Below are 17,675 nucleotides of genomic sequence, written 5' to 3'. Positions count from 1 at the left end.
CAGACGGAATCGGCGTGATGAGCAAGACCACAGTCAAAGACGTCTCCACCGAGCCCGAACCCACCGGGGACCGGGGCCCCGAGGGACCACGCACAGTGGGAGGCAGCCGGGCCTTCGCCCTGCTGCTGATCATCACGGGCGCGGCCGGTCTGCTCGCCGCGTGGGTCATCACGATCGACAAGTTCAAGCTGCTCGAGGCCAAGGTCGAAGGCAAGACGTTCACCCCGGGCTGCAGCCTCAACCCGGTCGTGTCCTGCGGCAGCGTGATGGAGTCCAAGCAGGCCGCCGCCTTCGGCTTCCCCAACCCGATGCTGGGCCTGGTCTGCTACGGCATCGTCATCTGCGTCGGCATGAGCCTGCTGGCCCGCGCCCGCTTCCCGCGCTGGTACTGGCTCACCTTCAACTTCGGCACGCTCTTCGGCGTCGGCTTCTGCACCTGGCTGCAGTTCCAGTCGCTGTACCGCATCAACGCGCTGTGCCTGTGGTGCTCCCTGGCCTGGGTCGCGACGATCACCATGTTCTGGTACGTGACCTCGTTCAACATCCGCAACAGCTTCCTGCCCGCCCCGCGCTGGCTGAAGAGCTTCTTCGGCGAGTTCACCTGGGTGCTGCCCGTGCTGCACGTCGGCATCATCGGCATGCTGGTGCTGACCCGCTGGTGGGACTTCTGGACCAGCTGAGTCCCGGCTTCGAGGCCCCTGGCCTCCCGGGGCCGAGGGGATTGTCAGTGCGGTGATTTAGGGTTTTGGACGTGGAGCCCGACCTGTTCACCGCAGCCGCAGAAGAACGCCAGGAGAAGGACCCGACCGGCAGCCCCCTGGCGGTGCGGATGCGCCCGCGCACCCTCGACGAGGTGGTGGGCCAGCAGCACCTGCTGAAGCCCGGTTCGCCCCTGCGCCGCCTGGTCGGCGAGGGCGCGGGCGGGCCCGCGGGACCGTCCTCGGTGATCCTCTGGGGCCCGCCCGGCACCGGGAAGACCACCCTGGCGTACGTCGTCTCCAAGGCCACCAACAAGCGCTTCGTCGAACTGTCGGCGATCACCGCGGGCGTCAAGGAGGTCCGCGCGGTCATCGACGGCGCCCGCCGGGCCACGGGCGGCTTCGGCAAGGAGACCGTCCTCTTCCTCGACGAGATCCACCGCTTCAGCAAGGCCCAGCAGGACTCCCTCCTCCCGGCGGTCGAGAACCGCTGGGTGACCCTGATCGCGGCGACCACGGAGAACCCGTACTTCTCGGTGATCTCCCCGCTCCTGTCCCGCTCCCTCCTCCTCACCCTCGAACCCCTCACCGACGACGACATTCGGGGGCTGCTCAAGCGGGCGCTGAGCGACGAGCGCGGCCTGAAGGACGCCGTCACCCTCCCCGAGGACACCGAGGACCACCTCCTGCGCATCGCCGGCGGGGACGCCCGCCGCGCCCTGACCGCGCTGGAGGCGGCCGCCGGAGCCGCCCTCGACAAGGGCGAGACGGAGATCTCCCTGACGACCCTGGAGGAGACGGTCGACCGGGCGGCGGTGAAGTACGACCGGGACGGCGACCAGCACTACGACGTGGCCAGCGCCCTCATCAAGTCCATCCGCGGCTCCGACGTGGACGCCGCCCTGCACTACCTGGCCCGCATGATCGAGGCCGGCGAGGACCCCCGCTTCATCGCCCGCCGTCTGATGATCTCCGCCAGCGAGGATATCGGCCTCGCCGACCCGAACGCGCTGCCGATAGCCGTCGCGGCCGCCCAGGCCGTCGCCATGATCGGCTTCCCCGAGGCCGCCCTCACCCTCAGCCACGCCACCATCGCCCTCGCCCTCGCCCCGAAGTCGAACGCGGCGACGACGGCGATCGGCGCAGCCATGGAGGACGTACGCAAGGGACTGGCGGGCCCGGTGCCCCCGCACCTGCGGGACGGGCACTACAAGGGCGCCGCCAAGCTCGGGCACGCGCAGGGGTATGTGTATCCGCACGACCTGCCGGAGGGCATCGCCGAACAGCAGTACGCCCCGGACGCCCTCAAGGACCGCGAGTACTACACCCCGACCAGACACGGAGCCGAGGCCCGGTACGCGGACGCGGTCGAGTGGACCAGACAGCACCTCGGTCGCAAGCGGTCCTGAGCGCCCTGTAGAATCCCTCGAAGTGCTGTGTCCCGTGCAGTCAGAACGGGACGGTCAGCCGGAGCCCGGTCCCCGGACCGGATTCCAGGAGCGTCGCGCACCGTTCGAATGGTGTCGCGGGCAGCCCACCACCACTCGCCGCACGGCGGGACCGGTCGGTGGGCCACTCGCGTGCTGCACGTATGTGCCCAGACCAGGGGAGCGGCTGCCCACCAGGCCCGGCAACGGACCCGGCGGGTTTCCCCGGCTGCGGATGCGACCTCCCTCAACTCTGACAAGCCGAACACTGAGAAATGAGAGATTGTGGCGAACCAGTCCCGCCCCAAGGTCAAGAAGTCGCGTGCCCTCGGCATCGCGCTGACCCCGAAGGCCGTCAAGTACTTCGAGGCCCGCCCCTACCCGCCGGGTGAGCACGGCCGTGGCCGCAAGCAGAACTCGGACTACAAGGTCCGTCTGCTCGAGAAGCAGCGTCTGCGCGCGCAGTACGACGTGTCCGAGCGCCAGCTCGTCCGCGCCTACGAGCGTGCCTCCAAGGTCCAGGGCAAGACCGGTGAGGCCCTGATCATCGAGCTCGAGCGCCGTCTCGACGCCCTGGTCCTGCGTTCGGGCATCGCCCGCACCATCTACCAGGCCCGTCAGATGGTCGTGCACGGCCACATCGAGGTCAACGGCCAGAAGGTCGACAAGCCCTCCTTCCGTGTCCGTCCCGACGACGTCGTGATGGTCCGCGAGCGCAGCCGCGAGAAGACCCTCTTCTCCATCGCCCGTGAGGGCGGCTTCGCCCCCGAGGGCGAGACCCCGCGCTACCTCCAGGTGAACCTCAAGGCCCTGGCGTTCCGCCTGGACCGTGAGCCGAACCGCAAGGAGATCCCGGTGATCTGCGACGAGCAGCTCGTCGTCGAGTACTACGCCCGCTGATCACCAGCAGGCGGTAGCACCACCTCAGCCCGCCGTCTCCCCGCCCTCGTGGGCGCGGGAGGCGGCGGGTTCGTGCATGCCGGCCGCTTCAGGGCCTGTGACACCGCCGCCTCCCGCGCCAGCCGGGCCCCTTGCGCCACGCACTCCTCGTACCGCTCGTCCCCGAGCCGTTCCCGTGCCGTCGCCTCGCACAGCTCGTGCGGGGCGTTGTAGTACGCCGAGCCGAACAGCGGCAGACCGACCGAGCGCCACATCCCGGCCGCCGCGCCCTGCAGCACCGCCGCCTCCGCCGCATCGCCCTGCACCGCCGTGACCAGCGCCAGCAGCTCGACCGCCAGCACCGAACCGAGCAGGTCGTGGAAGCAGTGGGCGCCGGCCAGGCAGCTCGACGGCGAGCGGGATGCCGTCCAGGCGCCGGCACACCTCCCGCACCTCCGGCCCGTCCGCCACCGCCGGACCCTGCTCGGCCGCCCGGCTGGGCAACAGCACGACCGCCTCGTCCTCGCCCAGCGGCGCCAGCGGAAACACCCGCTCGCCCGCCACGCCCAGCGGCCTGCGCCCCACGGCGAGCACCCGCAGCCCGGGCAGCTGCCCGAGCAACTCACCCACCAGACCGGCACACACCTCCGCCAGATGCTCGAACCCGTCCAGTACGAGCAGGAGTTGACGCCCCGCGAGATGCGCGAGCAGCGTCTCGCGCGGCAGCCGTGTGGTGTGGTCGGTCAGCCCCAGCGCCTCCCCGACGGCGTGGTCGACGAACTCCGGATCGCGCACCGGCGCCAGCTCCACCCGACACACCCCGTCACGCGGAGCACACCGCGCCCGCCGCCCGCGCCGCCAGCCGTGACTTGCCGGCCCCGCCCGCACCCGACACCGTCACCAGACGAGCCGCGCCGAGCACCCCCGCCGGCCCGGCGAGTTCGGCCGAGCGTCCCACGAACGCGTCGAGCTCCAGAGGGAGATTGGCGTGCACGGAGCCGGCGCCGAGCTGGTGATCCCGCATGGGCCACGGAGCGTACTGACCCGTATTCAGTCCGTACAATCGCTTCGCGCAACTCGGCGGAGCAGGGACGGTAATCCGGTGCGGAGCCCCGTCCCCGGCGCGATAGGCTCGGCCTACGACTTTTCGATGTTCAGGCATGTTCCAGGGAGCGGGTGCACGTGGTGTCCGGTGGAGAGGTGGCCGGGATCCTGGTGGCCGTCTTCTGGGCGATCCTGGTCTCCTTCCTCGCCGTCGCGCTGGCGAGAGTGGCCCAGACGCTCAAGGCGACCACCAAGCTCGTGGCGGACGTGACCGACCAGGCCGTCCCGCTGCTGGCCGACGCCTCCGCGGCGGTGCGCTCCGCGCAGACCCAGATCGACCGGGTCGACGCGATCGCCACGGACGTCCAGGAGGTCACGTCGAACGCGTCGGCGCTGTCGACCACCGTCGCGTCCACCTTCGGCGGCCCCCTGGTCAAGGTCGCGGCGTTCGGCTACGGCGTCCGCCGGGCTCTGGGCGCCCGCCGGGACGACGTGCCCGCCAAGGAGCCCAGGCGTACCGTGATCGTGGGACGGACCGTCCCGGCTGCGCGGCGGGGCAAGCGAAACCTCCGTGGGAAGAGGGACTGAGACCAGCGATGTTCCGCCGTACGTTCTGGTTCACCACGGGCGTCGCCGCCGGTGTGTGGGCCACCACCAAAGTCAACCGCAAGCTCAAGCAGCTGACCCCCGAGAACCTTGCCGCCTCCGCGGCCAACAAGGCGATCGAGGCCGGTCACCGGCTCAAGGACCGCGCGGTCGGCTTCGCGCTGGACGTCCGGGACAACATGGCCCTGCGCGAGGAGGAGCTGGGGGAGGCCCTCGGCATCAACGCAGCCCCCGAACTCCCCGCGCCCCGGCGGTATCCCGCCATCGAGAACCGCAACAGCCCGAAGTACGTCGAGGGCTCGACGTACCAGACGTACTCGAACAACTCGTACAACCGGAATGAGGACCACTGATGGAGTCGGCCGAGATTCGCCGCCGCTGGCTGAGCTTCTTCGAGGAGCGCGGTCACACCGTCGTCCCTTCGGCGTCGCTCATCGCGGACGACCCGACTCTGCTCCTGGTCCCGGCCGGCATGGTGCCCTTCAAGCCCTACTTCCTGGGTGAGGTCAAGCCGCCCTTCCCGCGCGCCACCAGCGTGCAGAAGTGCGTGCGCACGCCCGACATCGAAGAGGTCGGCAAGACCACCCGCCACGGCACGTTCTTCCAGATGTGCGGCAACTTCTCCTTCGGTGACTACTTCAAGGAAGGCGCCATCAAGTACGCCTGGGAGCTGCTCACCAGCTCCCAGGACAAGGGTGGTTACGGCCTTGAGGCCGACCGTCTGTGGATCACCGTCTACAAGGACGACGACGAGGCCGAGCGCATCTGGCACGAGGTCGTCGGCGTGCCCAAGGAGCGCATCCAGCGCCTGGGCATGAAGGACAACTACTGGTCCATGGGCGTCCCCGGCCCCTGCGGCCCCTGTTCCGAGATCAACTACGACCGCGGCCCCGAGTTCGGCGTCGAGGGCGGCCCCGCCGTCAACGACGAGCGGTACGTGGAGATCTGGAACCTCGTCTTCATGCAGTACGAGCGCGGCGAGGGCATCGGCAAGGACAACTTCGAGATCCTCGGCGAGCTCCCCAGCAAGAACATCGACACGGGCCTCGGCCTGGAGCGACTCGCGATGATTCTGCAGGGCGTGCAGAACATGTACGAGATCGACACCTCCATGGCCGTCATCAACAAGGCCACCGAGCTGACCGGCGTCGCGTACGGCGACGCCCACGACTCGGACGTCTCGCTGCGCGTGGTCACCGACCACATGCGTACGTCCGTCATGCTCATCGGCGACGGCGTCACCCCGGGCAACGAGGGCCGCGGCTACGTGCTGCGCCGCATCATGCGCCGCGCCATCCGCAACATGCGCCTGCTCGGCGCCACCGGCCCGGTCGTCCTCGACCTGATCGACACCGTGATCGGCATGATGGGCCAGCAGTACCCCGAGCTGGTCACCGACCGCGAGCGCATCGAGAAGGTCGCCCTCGCCGAGGAGAACGCCTTCCTCAAGACCCTGAAGGCCGGCACCAACATCCTCGACACCGCCGTCACCGAGACCAAGGCCTCCGGTGGCACGGTCCTCGCCGGCGACAAGGCGTTCCTGCTCCACGACACCTGGGGCTTCCCGATCGACCTCACCCTGGAGATGGCCGCCGAGCAGGGGCTGTCCGTGGACGAGGAGGGCTTCCGCCGCCTGATGAAGGAGCAGCGGGAGCGCGCCAAGGCCGACGCCCAGGCCAAGAAGACCGGCCACGCCGGTGCCGGCGCCTACCGGGAGATCGCCGACAAGACCGGCGAGACCGAGTTCATCGGCTACTCGGACACCGAGGGCGAGTCCACGATCGTCGGCATCCTCGTCGACGGCGCCTCCTCCCCGGCCGCCACCGAGGGCGACGAGGTCGAGATCGTCCTCGACCGCACCCCGTTCTACGCCGAGGGCGGCGGCCAGATCGGCGACACCGGCCGTATCAAGGTCGACACCGGTGCCGTCATCGAGGTCCGCGACTGCCAGAAGCCGGTCCCGGGCGTCTACGTCCACAAGGGTGTCGTCCAGGTCGGCGAGGTGACGGTCGGCGCGAAGGCCCACGCCTCCATCGACGCCCGGCGCCGCACGGCCATCGCTCGCGCCCACTCGGCCACCCACCTCACCCACCAGGCGCTACGTGACGCGCTCGGCCCGACGGCCGCCCAGGCCGGTTCCGAGAACCAGCCGGGCCGCTTCCGCTTCGACTTCGGCTCCCCGTCCGCCGTTCCCACGGCCGTGATGACCGACGTCGAGCAGAAGATCAACGAGGTCCTCGCCCGTGACCTCGACGTCCGCGCCGACATCATGGGCATCGACGAGGCCAAGAAGCAGGGCGCCATCGCCGAGTTCGGCGAGAAGTACGGCGAGCGGGTCCGCGTGGTCACCATCGGCGACTTCTCCAAGGAGCTGTGCGGCGGCACGCACGTCCACAACACCTCCCAGCTGGGCCTGGTGAAGCTGCTCGGCGAGTCGTCGATCGGCTCGGGTGTCCGCCGTATCGAGGCCCTGGTCGGCGTCGACGCCTACAACTTCCTCGCCCGCGAGCACACGGTCGTCGCCCAGCTCCAGGAGCTGATCAAGGGCCGCCCGGAGGAGCTCCCGGAGAAGGTCTCCGCCATGCTCGGCAAGCTGAAGGACGCCGAGAAGGAGATCGAGAAGTTCCGCGCCGAGAAGGTGCTGCAGGCCGCCGCCGGTCTCGTCGAGTCCGCCAAGGACATCCGCGGCATCGCCGTCGTCACCGGCCAGGTCCCGGACGGCACCACCCCCGACGACCTGCGCAAGCTGGTCCTCGACGTCCGCGGCCGCATCCAGGGCGGACGGGCCGCCGTGGTCGCCCTCTTCACGGTCAACAACGGCAAGCCGCTGACCGTCATCGCCACCAACGAGGCCGCCCGCGAGCGCGGTCTCAAGGCCGGTGACCTGGTCCGCACGGCCGCCAAGACCCTCGGCGGCGGCGGTGGCGGCAAGCCGGACGTCGCCCAGGGCGGCGGCCAGCACCCGGCCGCCATCGGTGAGGCCGTGGACGCCGTCGAGCGGCTGGTCACGGACACCGCGAAGTGACGATGCGCAGAGGCCGCAGGCTGGCGATCGACGTCGGGGACGCCCGTATCGGGGTCGCCTCGTGCGACCCCGACGGGATCCTCGCCACCCCGGTGGAGACGGTCCCCGGCCGGGACCTCCCGGCAGCTCATCGACGGCTCAAGCAACTCGTCGAGGAGTACGAGCCGATCGAGGTCGTCGTCGGCCTCCCTCGCTCCCTCAAGGGGGGCGAGGGCCCCGCGGCGGTAAAGGTTCGCGGCTTCGCACAGGAGCTCGCGAAGGGCATCGCCCCCGTCCCGGTCCGGCTCGTGGACGAACGGATGACCACGGTGACGGCCAGTCAGGGACTGCGCGCCTCGGGCGTGAAGTCGAAGAAGGGCCGCTCGGTCATCGACCAGGCAGCCGCTGTGATCATCCTCCAGCAGGCCCTCGAATCCGAACGGGTGTCAGGTAAAGCACCCGGCGAGGGCGTCGAGGATTCCGTCTGAAGCTTGATCGACACGTGTGTCCTGCCCGCTCCGAGCGCAGCGCGTGCGGGCAGGCGAGGAGACGGCGGCGGAAGATTTCTCATCGCTGAAATGAATGTCAACTGATCGCGATACGGTAACGTTCCAGCGAGCGGTGGCGATCGAACAGCTGCCGCACAGCAATGAGGTGGTCAGGCTGCCGAGCCACGGCGGCTCAGGAGTCTCCACCTCGTGGCTCTAGGGGATCGGTCACTCGCTCCCTGGCCCTCCTGGCTGGGACCTCTCGGCCTGATGCGGAGAGGTCCAAGAGTGACCAGCCCGAGTCACCGCGAGAGGAGGTACGACAGGTGACTACGTTTCAGGTGAGTGAGAAGACCCACCAGGCCGTGCTTCCTCAGCGGCCTGCACTGGAATCCACGGCAGCAGACAACTCTGGGAGCAGGGACGAAACGGGCTGTGGACCCTCTTCGCGCAAGCGTGGGGGAGCTGGCCTGGAACATGGGCGAGGGGAGATGCGTGAGGCTGACCTCCGGGCTTACGCACGTCACCCTCAGGCGGCCGCGCAGGCGGGTGCCGAGGGAGTACAGGCTGCTGGTGACGGCAGCGACACAGCGCAGCAAAAGGTGCGTTCTGGTGCTGCCTATGTGGCAGTACTTGACCGACGTGGCGTTCCGCTTATGCCGTGCCACCCTGCGCGCGCACGCAAGCTTCTAGCCAAGGGACGAGCAGTCGTTGTTCGGCACACCCCCTTCGTTATCCGATTGAGGGATCGGGAGGCCAAGGAATCGACCGTGTCCGGTGTGGCCGTGCGAATTGATCCCGGCTCGAAGGGGACAGGTATCGCAGTTACCGCTGACTCGAATTCCGTAGTTGGCGCAACCGGTGCGGAGCGCAAAGTGCGGCGAGGGTTGGTGTCCATCGAGCTTCAGCATCGGGGCGCGCAGATTCAGAAAGCCATGCAGCAGCGAGCCAGCTACAGGCGTGGCCGTCGGGCACGCAATACCCGCTATCGTGCTCCTCGATTTAATAATCGGACCCGCCCAGAAGGATGGCTCGCCCCGTCACTCCAGCACAGAGTGGACACCGTCGAATCTATGGTTCGACGGTTGATGCGGCACCTCCCTGTCGCGGAGATCCACATTGAGCGGGTCTGCTTTGATGTCCATGCCATGAGTGAGGGAAAAGCGCACCTTGAGATCGGTGCGTATCAGCAAGGCACGCTTCATGGATATGAGGTTCGCCAATACTTGCTGGAGAAATGGGGGAGGTCCTGTGCATACTGTGGAGCACAAAACGTTCCCCTGCAGGTAGAGCACGTCGAGTCCAAAGCTCGTGGTGGTTCTGACCGTATCTCAAATCTTGTACTTGCATGTGGTCCATGTAATCAGGCCAAAGCCGCTCGACCTGTGGCAGACTTCTTGAGCCGTAAGCCACGGGTGCTGGAGCGGATTCTGAGGCAGCTCAAGGACCCGTTGCGAGACGCGGCTGCCGTAAACGCGACGCGCTGGCGGTTGTCGGATCGATTGTGCTCAACGGGGCTGCCTGTGCATGCATGGTCTGGTGGACGTACGCAATACAATCGGGTCACGCATGGGCTCGCAAAATCTCATACGCTGGACGCCCTGGCCGTAGGTGCCATCAGGAGTGGGAGAAGCATTGTCCGCTATCCCGAGACGGTCCTCGTAGTCAAGGCGACCGGGCGTGGTACATATGCTCGCACCCGGCCAGACAGTAATGGATTCCCAAGGCTGAGACTTCCTCGCCACAAGCAATGTTTCGGCTATTCCACTGGCGATTTGGTACGCGCGGTTATTCCTGCTGGGAAGTACGCCGGCGTGAAGATTGGTCGAGTCGCTGTGCGGGCCACCGGGCGATTCAATATCCGCTGTGCTCAGGGAACGGTTCAAGGAATTCACTACCGGCACATGCGCCTGTTGCAACGAGCCGATGGCTACGGCTACACCACCAGAAAGGAGGAAGGCGTGTATCTCCTGGACGAACACCACAGGCGCGCCGACCACCCTGATGACTGAGTATGGCCGGGGCCAAGACTCCGAACCGTGGCATCCAGTGGATCCGTACTACGGGGACGACGGATGGGGTAGACAGCAGGCCCATGTGGGCCAGCAGTCCCCCTGCGGCGGCCAGCCGCAGCATTATCCAGAGCAGTCGCAGCAGCAGTACGGCGACTGGGGCGACGACCAACAGGCAGGGTACGGCCAGGCGCAGCAATACCAGCAATACGACCAGCAGTACTACGCGGGTCAGCACCAGCAGTCGTACGATCAAGGCGGTTGGGGCACGGGCATGCATACGCATGTCCAGTACACGGATCCGCAGGACCCATATGCCCAGCAGGGCGCGGCTGCCTACGGTGGTGACCAGTCCGACTACTACGGGACGTCGGACGCATACCCGCCACCGGAGCCGCCAGGCCGTAGGCAGAACGAGCCCGAACTGCCGCAGACCGATTGGGATCCGGGCCCTGACCAGGGCGAACACGCCTTCTTCGCGGGTGGTGACGACGAGGACGACGGCGACGCACCGAAGGGGCGGCGCGGGCGCGGCGACACGAAGGGCAAGAAGAAATGGCGCAACGGCTGCGCCTGCCTAGCCGTAGTCCTCGTCTTCGGCGGCGGTCTGGGGGGAGCCGGGTACCTCGGATACCACTACTACAAGAATCGTTTTGCCGCCGCTCCCGACTACGCCGGGAGCGGCACTGGCGAGATGGTGACCGTGGTGATTCCCAAGGGTGCTCTCGGGTCCGTGATCGGTCAGAGACTCAAAGAGGCTGGAGTCGTCAAAAGCGTCGGCGCCTTCGTTACGGCGCAGCAGCAGAATCCGGACGGCAACAAGATCCAGGCCGGCGCCTACATCCTTAAGAAGCGCATGTCTGCCGCCAGCGCTGTTGCCATGATGCTCGACACCAAGAGCCAGGCCAACGTTATGGTCACCCCGGGCGAGCGGAACGCCGCTGTCTATGCGGCGATCGATGCGAAACTCGGGCTTGCCTCCGGCACCACGAAGAAGATCGCCAAGACCGAGTACAAGACCGTCGGACTGCCCAGCTGGGCCAACAGCGACAGTAAGATCAAGGACCCGCTGGAAGGCTTCCTGTACCCGGCCACGTATCCCGCGGCCAAGGGGATGAAGCCCGAGACCATCCTGAAGGATATGGTCTCTCAGGCGAACCAGGCTTACACCAAGTACGATCTCGTGGCAAAGGCCAAGGCCCTGAAGCTGGACAACCCGCTCCAGGTCATCACGGTCGCGAGCCTCGTCCAGGCCGAGGGCAAGACCAGTGACGATTACCGCAAGATGGCGGAGGTCGTTTACAACCGTCTCAACCGCGCGAACCCCGAGACCTATGGGTTCCTGCAATTCGACTCGACCTTCAACTATCTGAAGAGTAAGAGCAATATCCGCATTAGCGAGGCGGAGATCAATAGAAACAAGGACCCGTACAACACGTACACGAACAAGGGTCTACCGCCCGGTCCGATCGGAAACCCAGGCACTGTCGCATTGCAGGCAACGCTCAATCCGACACACGAGGGCTGGTACTATTTCGTGGCGACCGATGGAGTGAGTAAGACAGAGTTCGCGAAGACGCACGAAGAATTCCAGAAGCTCAAGGACAAGTTCAATGCCAGCTCGGGCAACTGAAGCCCGCCGGGCCGCAGTGCTTGGTTCACCCATCGGCCATTCTCTATCCCCGGCGCTGCACCGCGCAGCGTACGAGGAATTGGGACTCACGCACTGGTCGTATGACCGATTCGAAGTGGACGAGGCAGCACTACCTGGATTCGTCGAGAACCTCGGACCGGAGTGGGCCGGGCTGTCGTTGACTATGCCGCTGAAGCGCGCCGTAATCCCGCTGCTCGACGTGATCAGTGAAACGGCGGCCGCTGTCGAGGCGGTCAATACAGTCGTTTTCACCGATGATGGGCGCCGCTTCGGCGACAACACTGACATCCCTGGCATGGTCGCCGCTCTGCGAGAACGTGGCATTGGGGAGGTCGACTCTGCGGCGATCCTAGGCGCTGGCGCCACCGCCTCCTCCGCGCTGGCCGCGCTAGCTCGGGTCTGCACTGGCGCGGTCGCGGTCTACGTCCGCAGCGAGGCTCGCGCTGCGGAGATGCGGCAATGGGGGGAGCGGCTCAAGGTCGAGGTGCGCACGCGGGACTGGGCGGACGCCGCAGAGGCGCTGCTTGCCCCGCTCGTCGTCGCCACCACCCCGGCGGGGACGACCGACGTGCTCTCTTCCTCCGTACCCGAGCGGCCTGCCACCCTCTTCGACGTGCTCTACGACCCCTGGCCAACGGCACTCGCAGACCGCTGGTCGGCGCGCGGTGGTGCTGTCGTGAGTGGCCTTGACCTGCTAGTGCATCAGGCGCTGCTGCAGGTCGAAGAGATGACAGGTCGCTCGGTCTCGACTTCCGTTCTCCGGGAGGCGGCGAACATTGCTATCGCCGAACGGCGGTAAGTCTCATGGCTGTCAGGTGGGAAGAGAGGCACGTAGGACTTCGATGTTGTCTTGTGTGTTGGGATCCTGATGTGAGAACGCCGGGGTGCCGTAACCGACCTATGAGGATTCGTAATTTCGTCAACCGCAGCGATTCCGTGCCCCGTTACGGCCCTCTCCGCCTATACTGGGACGGAGAGAGCCGTCGTCATCGCCGGGCCGATCGCCCTCTTCTGGAGGGCTACGCGTGGCCGTTCCAACTGCCACAGTTGGATTCGTTGCCGTCCTTCACGATGCATACCTGCACGGTGACCTCCGTACCCTCCCTCAGGTCTCCTGTCGCGTACCCCGTCTTGTATGGTGCGCTGTGTCCCTGGGTCGACACTTTGCGATAATTAAGGCTAGAAGCGTTCGGGGTCCAGGATTCGCCTGTGATGCCCCAGCCGTCCGCATAGGAATCAACGGCGTATAGCCTGTCACCATCCGCCTCCCAGTAAGCCGCACCTGCGTAGTGGCCATTGTTGTAGACCGCGACACCGACACTACCCCCGCCGTCGTCAATAACCCTGTACGTGAACTGATCGGCGGCCGACGCTGTACCGACTCCGGCCAGGAGAGTCCCTGTTGTCATCAAGGCGGCAGCTGCGAGCCATGATCCAATCCGGCGTGTAATGTGCATTGACCGACCTCTCGAACGTTTGAGTGAATTATCTGGATCATAGCCTGCTTGACTGGAGCATGCCACATGTATGGATCACCATCACGTGGTGCTGCGAGCGCGTGATGTATCGACCGAAGGGTTGTTCGGCTGGTAGGCCTCGGATGTCCGTTGGGTGGACGGCCAATTAGATCTCCAGTCGGACGTGGGAGGATCGGGGGTGGCGGGCCAGGGCCGCGCACCTGGTCGCGCCGTCGCCGTACGCGAGGACGCGCGTACGCAGGGCAGTACCAGGGCGCGAGCAACTGAGGAGCACCGTTGAGCAGGTTGCGCTGGCTGACCGCGGGGGAGTCCCACGGTCCCGCACTCGTGGCGACGCTGGAGGGTCTTCCCGCCGGTGTGCCGATCACCACGGAGATGGTGGCGGACCACCTGGCCCGGCGCCGGCTCGGTTATGGACGCGGTGCGCGCATGAAGTTCGAGCGCGACGAGGTCACCTTCCTCGGCGGTGTGCGGCACGGCCTCACTCTCGGTTCCCCGGTCGCGATCATGGTGGGCAACACCGAGTGGCCCAAGTGGGAGCAGGTCATGGCGGCCGATCCCGTCGACCCGGAGATTCTGGCGGGCCTGGCCCGCAATGCCCCGCTGACCCGTCCCCGTCCCGGCCACGCGGACCTCGCGGGCATGCAGAAGTACGGTTTCGACGAGGCCCGGCCGATCCTGGAGCGCGCCTCGGCGCGGGAGACGGCGGCCCGGGTGGCGCTGGGCGCGGTGGCCCGGTCGTACCTGAAGGAGACGGCCGGCATCGAGATCGTCAGCCATGTGGTCGAGCTGTGCTCCGTGAAGGCCCCGCAGGGTGTGTACCCGACCCCGGCCGATGTCGAGAAGCTCGACGCGGATCCGCTGCGCTGCCTGGACGCGGATGCGTCGAAGGCGATGGTGGCGGAGGTGGACCAGGCGCACAAGGACGGCGACACCCTCGGCGGTGTGGTCGAGATCCTCGCTTACGGCGTCCCCGTCGGTCTGGGCTCGCATGTGCACTGGGACCGCAAGCTGGACGCCCGGCTGGCCGGCGCGCTCATGGGCATCCAGGCGATCAAGGGAGTGGAGATCGGCGACGGGTTCGAGCTGGCCCGGGTGCCGGGCTCGAAGGCGCACGACGAGATCGTGGGCACGCCGGAGGGCATCAAGCGGACCTCCGGCCGCTCGGGTGGCACGGAGGGCGGTCTGAGCACCGGGGAGCTGTTGCGGGTGCGCGCCGCGATGAAGCCGATCGCGACCGTGCCGCGCGCTCTGCAGACCATCGACGTGACCACGGGTGAGGCGACGCAGGCGCATCACCAGCGCTCGGACGTGTCGGCGGTGCCTGCGGCCGGTATCGTCGCGGAGGCGATGGTGGCGCTGGTGCTGGCGGATGCGGTGGCGGAGAAGTTCGGCGGTGACTCGGTCACCGAGACCCGCCGCAACGTGCAGTCCTACCTCGACAACCTGGCCATCCGGTGAGTGCTGTGCAGGTGGTGCTGGTCGGTCCGATGGGGGTGGGCAAGTCCACCGTCGGCAGGTTGCTGGCCGACCGGCTCGGCGTGGCCTACCGGGACACCGACGACGACATCGTGGCCGAGCAGGGCCGTTCGATCGCGGAGATCTTCGTCGACGAGGGCGAACCGGCCTTCCGGGCGATCGAGAAGGCCGCCGTGCGCAAGGCGCTGGCCGAGCACGACGGCGTCCTCGCGCTGGGCGGCGGCTCCATCCTTGACGCCGCCACCCGCGCCTTGCTGGCCGGACAGCGGGTCGTCTACCTCTCGATGGACGTCGAAGAGGCCGTCAAGCGCACCGGGCTGAACGCGGCCCGTCCGCTGCTCGCGGTCAACCCGCGCAAGCAGTGGCGCGAGCTGATGGAGGCACGGCGGTCGCTGTACGAGGAGGTGGCCACGGCAGTCGTGGCCACCGACGGCCGTACGCCCGAAGAGGTCACCCAAGTAGCCCTGGACGCACTGGAGTTGACTGCATTTTCCGGGGACGACCCCCGGACCCCCGGCCGGAGGACGCGATGACTAGCCAAGTTACGAGGATCCAGGTCGGTGGGAGCGCGGGCAGCGACCCCTACGAGGTTCTGGTGGGCCGTCAGCTCCTGGGCGAGCTCGGCGGGTTGATCGGTGACAAGGCCAAGCGGGTCGCCGTCGTCCACCCCGAGGCGCTCGCCGAGACCGGTGACGCGCTCCGCGCGGACCTGGCCGGTCAGGGCTTCGAGGCCGTCGCCATCCAGGTGCCGAACGCGGAGGAGGCCAAGACCGCCGAGGTCGCCGCCTACTGCTGGAAGGCGCTCGGCCAGTCCGGGTTCACCCGTACCGACGTCATCGTCGGCGTGGGCGGCGGTGCCACCACGGACCTCGCCGGGTTCGTGGCCGCCACCTGGCTGCGCGGGGTGCGCTGGATCGCGATCCCCACCACCGTGCTGGCCATGGTGGACGCCGCGGTCGGCGGCAAGACCGGCATCAACACCGCCGAGGGCAAGAACCTCGTCGGCGCCTTCCACCCGCCCGCCGGTGTGCTGTGCGACCTGGCGGCCCTGGACTCCCTGCCGGTCAACGACTACGTCTCCGGGCTCGCCGAGATCATCAAGGCCGGCTTCATCGCCGACCCCGCCATCCTGGAGCTGATCGAGGCCGACCCGCAGGCCGCGCGGACCCCGGCAGGCCCGCACACCGCCGAGCTCATCGAGCGCTCCATCAGGGTCAAGGCCGAGGTCGTCTCGTCCGACCTGAAGGAGGCGGGCCTCAGGGAGATCCTCAACTACGGGCACACCCTGGGCCACGCCATCGAGAAGAACGAGCGATACAAGTGGCGGCACGGCGCCGCGGTCTCCGTCGGCATGCACTTCGCCGCCGAACTCGGCCGTCTGGCAGGGCGGTTGGACGATGCCACGGCCGACCGCCACCGCACGATCCTCGAGTCCGTCGGCCTCCCCCTCCACTACCGCTACGACCAGTGGCCCAAGCTGCTGGAGACGATGAAGGTCGACAAGAAGTCCCGCGGCGACCTGCTGCGTTTCATCGTGCTGGACGGCCTGGCCAAGCCGACCGTCCTGGAAAGCCCCGACCCGGCCGTCCTGCTGGCCGCGTACGGCGAAGTGGGCGAGTAAGTCCGGCGGAGTGTCATCCGTCCGATTCGCCTTACGGACATGGGCACTTCGGGCCGCCCCCGGCCGTTCACCAAACGGCGGCCGGGGCAGGTACCGTTCGGTAGGGAGCGGGCCTCGGGCCCCGCTGCCAGCGCCAATTGCCTGAGGCGAGCGAGCCGAAGGGACGCGCCGGTGTCGAGAGGTCGAGCGCACGGAGGCCCGAAGGGCTGAGCACGTTCGGGCTCCCGGGACCGGCAGCGCCCCGGACGTGAAGCGAGCCCAAAAGAACGAGACGGAGTGGCACCGGATGCAGCACGCAGTGGGTTCTCCGCTGCCGCCGCCCCATCAGCCGGGGCACGGACCGGCCGGAGGCTGGTCGCCGGCCGCACACCAGCCGGGTCCGCAGCAGGCGGGCCCGCACCAGGGCTCCGCCCCCGTGCCCCCGCCGCCCCCGGCACCGGGCTACCCGCAGGCGCCCTCGCCCCCGGTCCCGCCCGCACCGCAGCACGCCCCGGGCCCACCGGCCCCGGACACCACCGGCCATGTCCCGCTGCCACCGGGCGGCCCCGTCGCCATGCCCAGCGCGCCGCCCGCCACCACCGCGCCCGACCCCGCCGCCACGACCCTCGCCGTGCTGCTCATCGGCCCCGCGGGCGCCGGCAAGACGAGCGTCGCCAAGTACTGGGCGGACCACCGCCGGGTCCCCACCGCCCACATCAGCCTCGACGACGTACGCGAGTGGGTCCGTTCCGGCTTCGCGGACCCCCAGTCGGGGTGGAACGACCACTCGGAGGCGCAGTACCGCCTGGCCCGCCGCACCTGCGGATTCGCCGCCCGGAACTTCCTGGCCAACGGCATCTCCTGCATCCTCGACGACGCCGTCTTCCCCGACCGCCCGGTCGTGGGCCTCGGCGGCTGGAAGCGCCATGTGGGCCCCGGCCTCCTCCCGGTGGTGCTGCTCCCCGGCCTGGAGATCGTCCTGGAACGCAACGCGGAACGCTCCGGCAACCGCCGCCTCACCGACGAGGAGGTCGCCCGCATCCACGGCCGCATGGCGGGCTGGTACGGCTCGGGCCTCCCGATCATCGACAACAGCCAACTGGACGTACCGCAGACGGCACGGGTCCTGGACGACGTACTGGCGCGATCGATTGCCAGCCCCCCGAACTGGTAACCGCAGGGGACTGGAGGGCCTTGAGGGGCGCGGGGCTGTATCGATATGCGGCTCCGCCGCGTAGGCGCGAGAAACCCCACCTGCCCGCACCCGGCAAACGAGACCCAGTCGCACCCCCCGTCCCCCAATCGG

Annotated in this window: 15 protein-coding genes and 1 pseudogene; 14 read left to right on the top strand and 2 right to left on the bottom strand. The window is 68.0% G+C overall.

The features are described 5' to 3' along the window. Positions 1–17 precede the first annotated feature (17 nt). From ACIBW9_RS36375 to rpsD, 3 genes are all read left to right on the top strand, one after another. Positions 18–680, top strand: a complete 663-nt coding sequence (locus ACIBW9_RS36375) for a vitamin K epoxide reductase family protein (RefSeq protein WP_398961356.1) — start codon at positions 18–20, stop codon at positions 678–680. A gap of 71 nt (positions 681–751) precedes the next feature. Continuing rightward, positions 752–2,107, top strand: a complete 1,356-nt coding sequence (locus ACIBW9_RS36370; protein WP_398961354.1) for a replication-associated recombination protein A — start codon at positions 752–754, stop codon at positions 2,105–2,107. 303 nt (positions 2,108–2,410) lie between these two features. Next, on the top strand, positions 2,411–3,025 hold the full coding sequence (rpsD, locus tag ACIBW9_RS36365; protein WP_015661793.1) for a 30S ribosomal protein S4: 615 nt from the start codon (positions 2,411–2,413) through the stop codon (positions 3,023–3,025). On the opposite strand, the gene ACIBW9_RS36360 is transcribed toward rpsD, so the two are convergent. Next, on the bottom strand, positions 3,013–3,366 hold the full coding sequence (locus tag ACIBW9_RS36360) for a hypothetical protein (RefSeq protein ID WP_398961435.1): 354 nt from the start codon (positions 3,364–3,366) through the stop codon (positions 3,013–3,015). The genes rpsD and ACIBW9_RS36360 overlap by 13 nt on opposite strands. Before the next feature lie 28 nt (positions 3,367–3,394). Continuing rightward, positions 3,395–4,028: pseudogene (locus ACIBW9_RS36355) on the bottom strand (AAA family ATPase); the annotation flags it as partial. 152 nt (positions 4,029–4,180) lie between these two features. Between ACIBW9_RS36355 and ACIBW9_RS36350 the strand changes: the two are divergent. The 11 genes from ACIBW9_RS36350 (at position 4,181) to ACIBW9_RS36300 (ending at position 17,543) form a co-directional block, all read left to right on the top strand. Continuing rightward, positions 4,181–4,636 (top strand): DUF948 domain-containing protein, encoded by a 456-nt coding sequence (locus tag ACIBW9_RS36350; protein WP_398961352.1) that lies wholly within the window; start codon positions 4,181–4,183, stop codon positions 4,634–4,636. Between the two features lie 8 nt (positions 4,637–4,644). Beyond that, positions 4,645–5,007: a hypothetical protein gene (locus tag ACIBW9_RS36345; protein ID WP_115909344.1), complete on the top strand. Its 363-nt coding sequence runs from the start codon at positions 4,645–4,647 to the stop codon at positions 5,005–5,007. Beyond that, entirely contained in the window at positions 5,007–7,679 is a 2,673-nt protein-coding gene (gene alaS, locus ACIBW9_RS36340) for an alanine--tRNA ligase (protein WP_398961350.1), read from the top strand. The genes ACIBW9_RS36345 and alaS overlap by 1 nt, the downstream gene beginning before the upstream one ends. A gap of 2 nt (positions 7,680–7,681) precedes the next feature. Continuing rightward, a complete protein-coding gene (gene ruvX / locus ACIBW9_RS36335; RefSeq protein WP_398961429.1) occupies positions 7,682–8,146 on the top strand; it encodes a Holliday junction resolvase RuvX in 465 nt (154 codons plus the stop codon). 161 nt (positions 8,147–8,307) lie between these two features. Beyond that, on the top strand, positions 8,308–10,158 hold the full coding sequence (gene iscB / locus ACIBW9_RS36330) for an RNA-guided endonuclease IscB (RefSeq protein ID WP_398961348.1): 1,851 nt from the start codon (positions 8,308–8,310) through the stop codon (positions 10,156–10,158). Further along, the gene (gene mltG / locus ACIBW9_RS36325) at positions 10,151–11,791 is read left to right on the top strand and encodes an endolytic transglycosylase MltG (protein WP_398961346.1); all 1,641 of its coding nucleotides are present in this window, start codon (positions 10,151–10,153) and stop codon (positions 11,789–11,791) included. The genes iscB and mltG overlap by 8 nt, the downstream gene beginning before the upstream one ends. Beyond that, positions 11,772–12,611: a shikimate dehydrogenase gene (locus ACIBW9_RS36320; RefSeq protein ID WP_398961344.1), complete on the top strand. Its 840-nt coding sequence runs from the start codon at positions 11,772–11,774 to the stop codon at positions 12,609–12,611. The genes mltG and ACIBW9_RS36320 overlap by 20 nt, the downstream gene beginning before the upstream one ends. 955 nt (positions 12,612–13,566) lie before the next feature. Continuing rightward, positions 13,567–14,751: a chorismate synthase gene (gene aroC / locus ACIBW9_RS36315; protein ID WP_398961342.1), complete on the top strand. Its 1,185-nt coding sequence runs from the start codon at positions 13,567–13,569 to the stop codon at positions 14,749–14,751. Between the two features lie 29 nt (positions 14,752–14,780). Further along, the gene (locus tag ACIBW9_RS36310; protein ID WP_398961427.1) at positions 14,781–15,302 is read left to right on the top strand and encodes a shikimate kinase; all 522 of its coding nucleotides are present in this window, start codon (positions 14,781–14,783) and stop codon (positions 15,300–15,302) included. Continuing rightward, the gene (aroB, locus tag ACIBW9_RS36305) at positions 15,299–16,390 is read left to right on the top strand and encodes a 3-dehydroquinate synthase (RefSeq protein ID WP_398961340.1); all 1,092 of its coding nucleotides are present in this window, start codon (positions 15,299–15,301) and stop codon (positions 16,388–16,390) included. Before ACIBW9_RS36310 ends, aroB begins: the two co-directional genes overlap by 4 nt. A 286-nt stretch (positions 16,391–16,676) precedes the next feature. Continuing rightward, entirely contained in the window at positions 16,677–17,543 is an 867-nt protein-coding gene (locus ACIBW9_RS36300) for a Pro-rich N-terminal domain-containing protein (RefSeq protein WP_398961338.1), read from the top strand. Positions 17,544–17,675: the final 132 nt, after the last annotated feature.

Source organism: Streptomyces sp. NPDC049541 (assembly GCF_044465725.1).
Taxonomy (GTDB): domain Bacteria; phylum Actinomycetota; class Actinomycetes; order Streptomycetales; family Streptomycetaceae; genus Streptomyces.
This window is presented reverse-complemented; position numbering and strand designations above follow the sequence as displayed.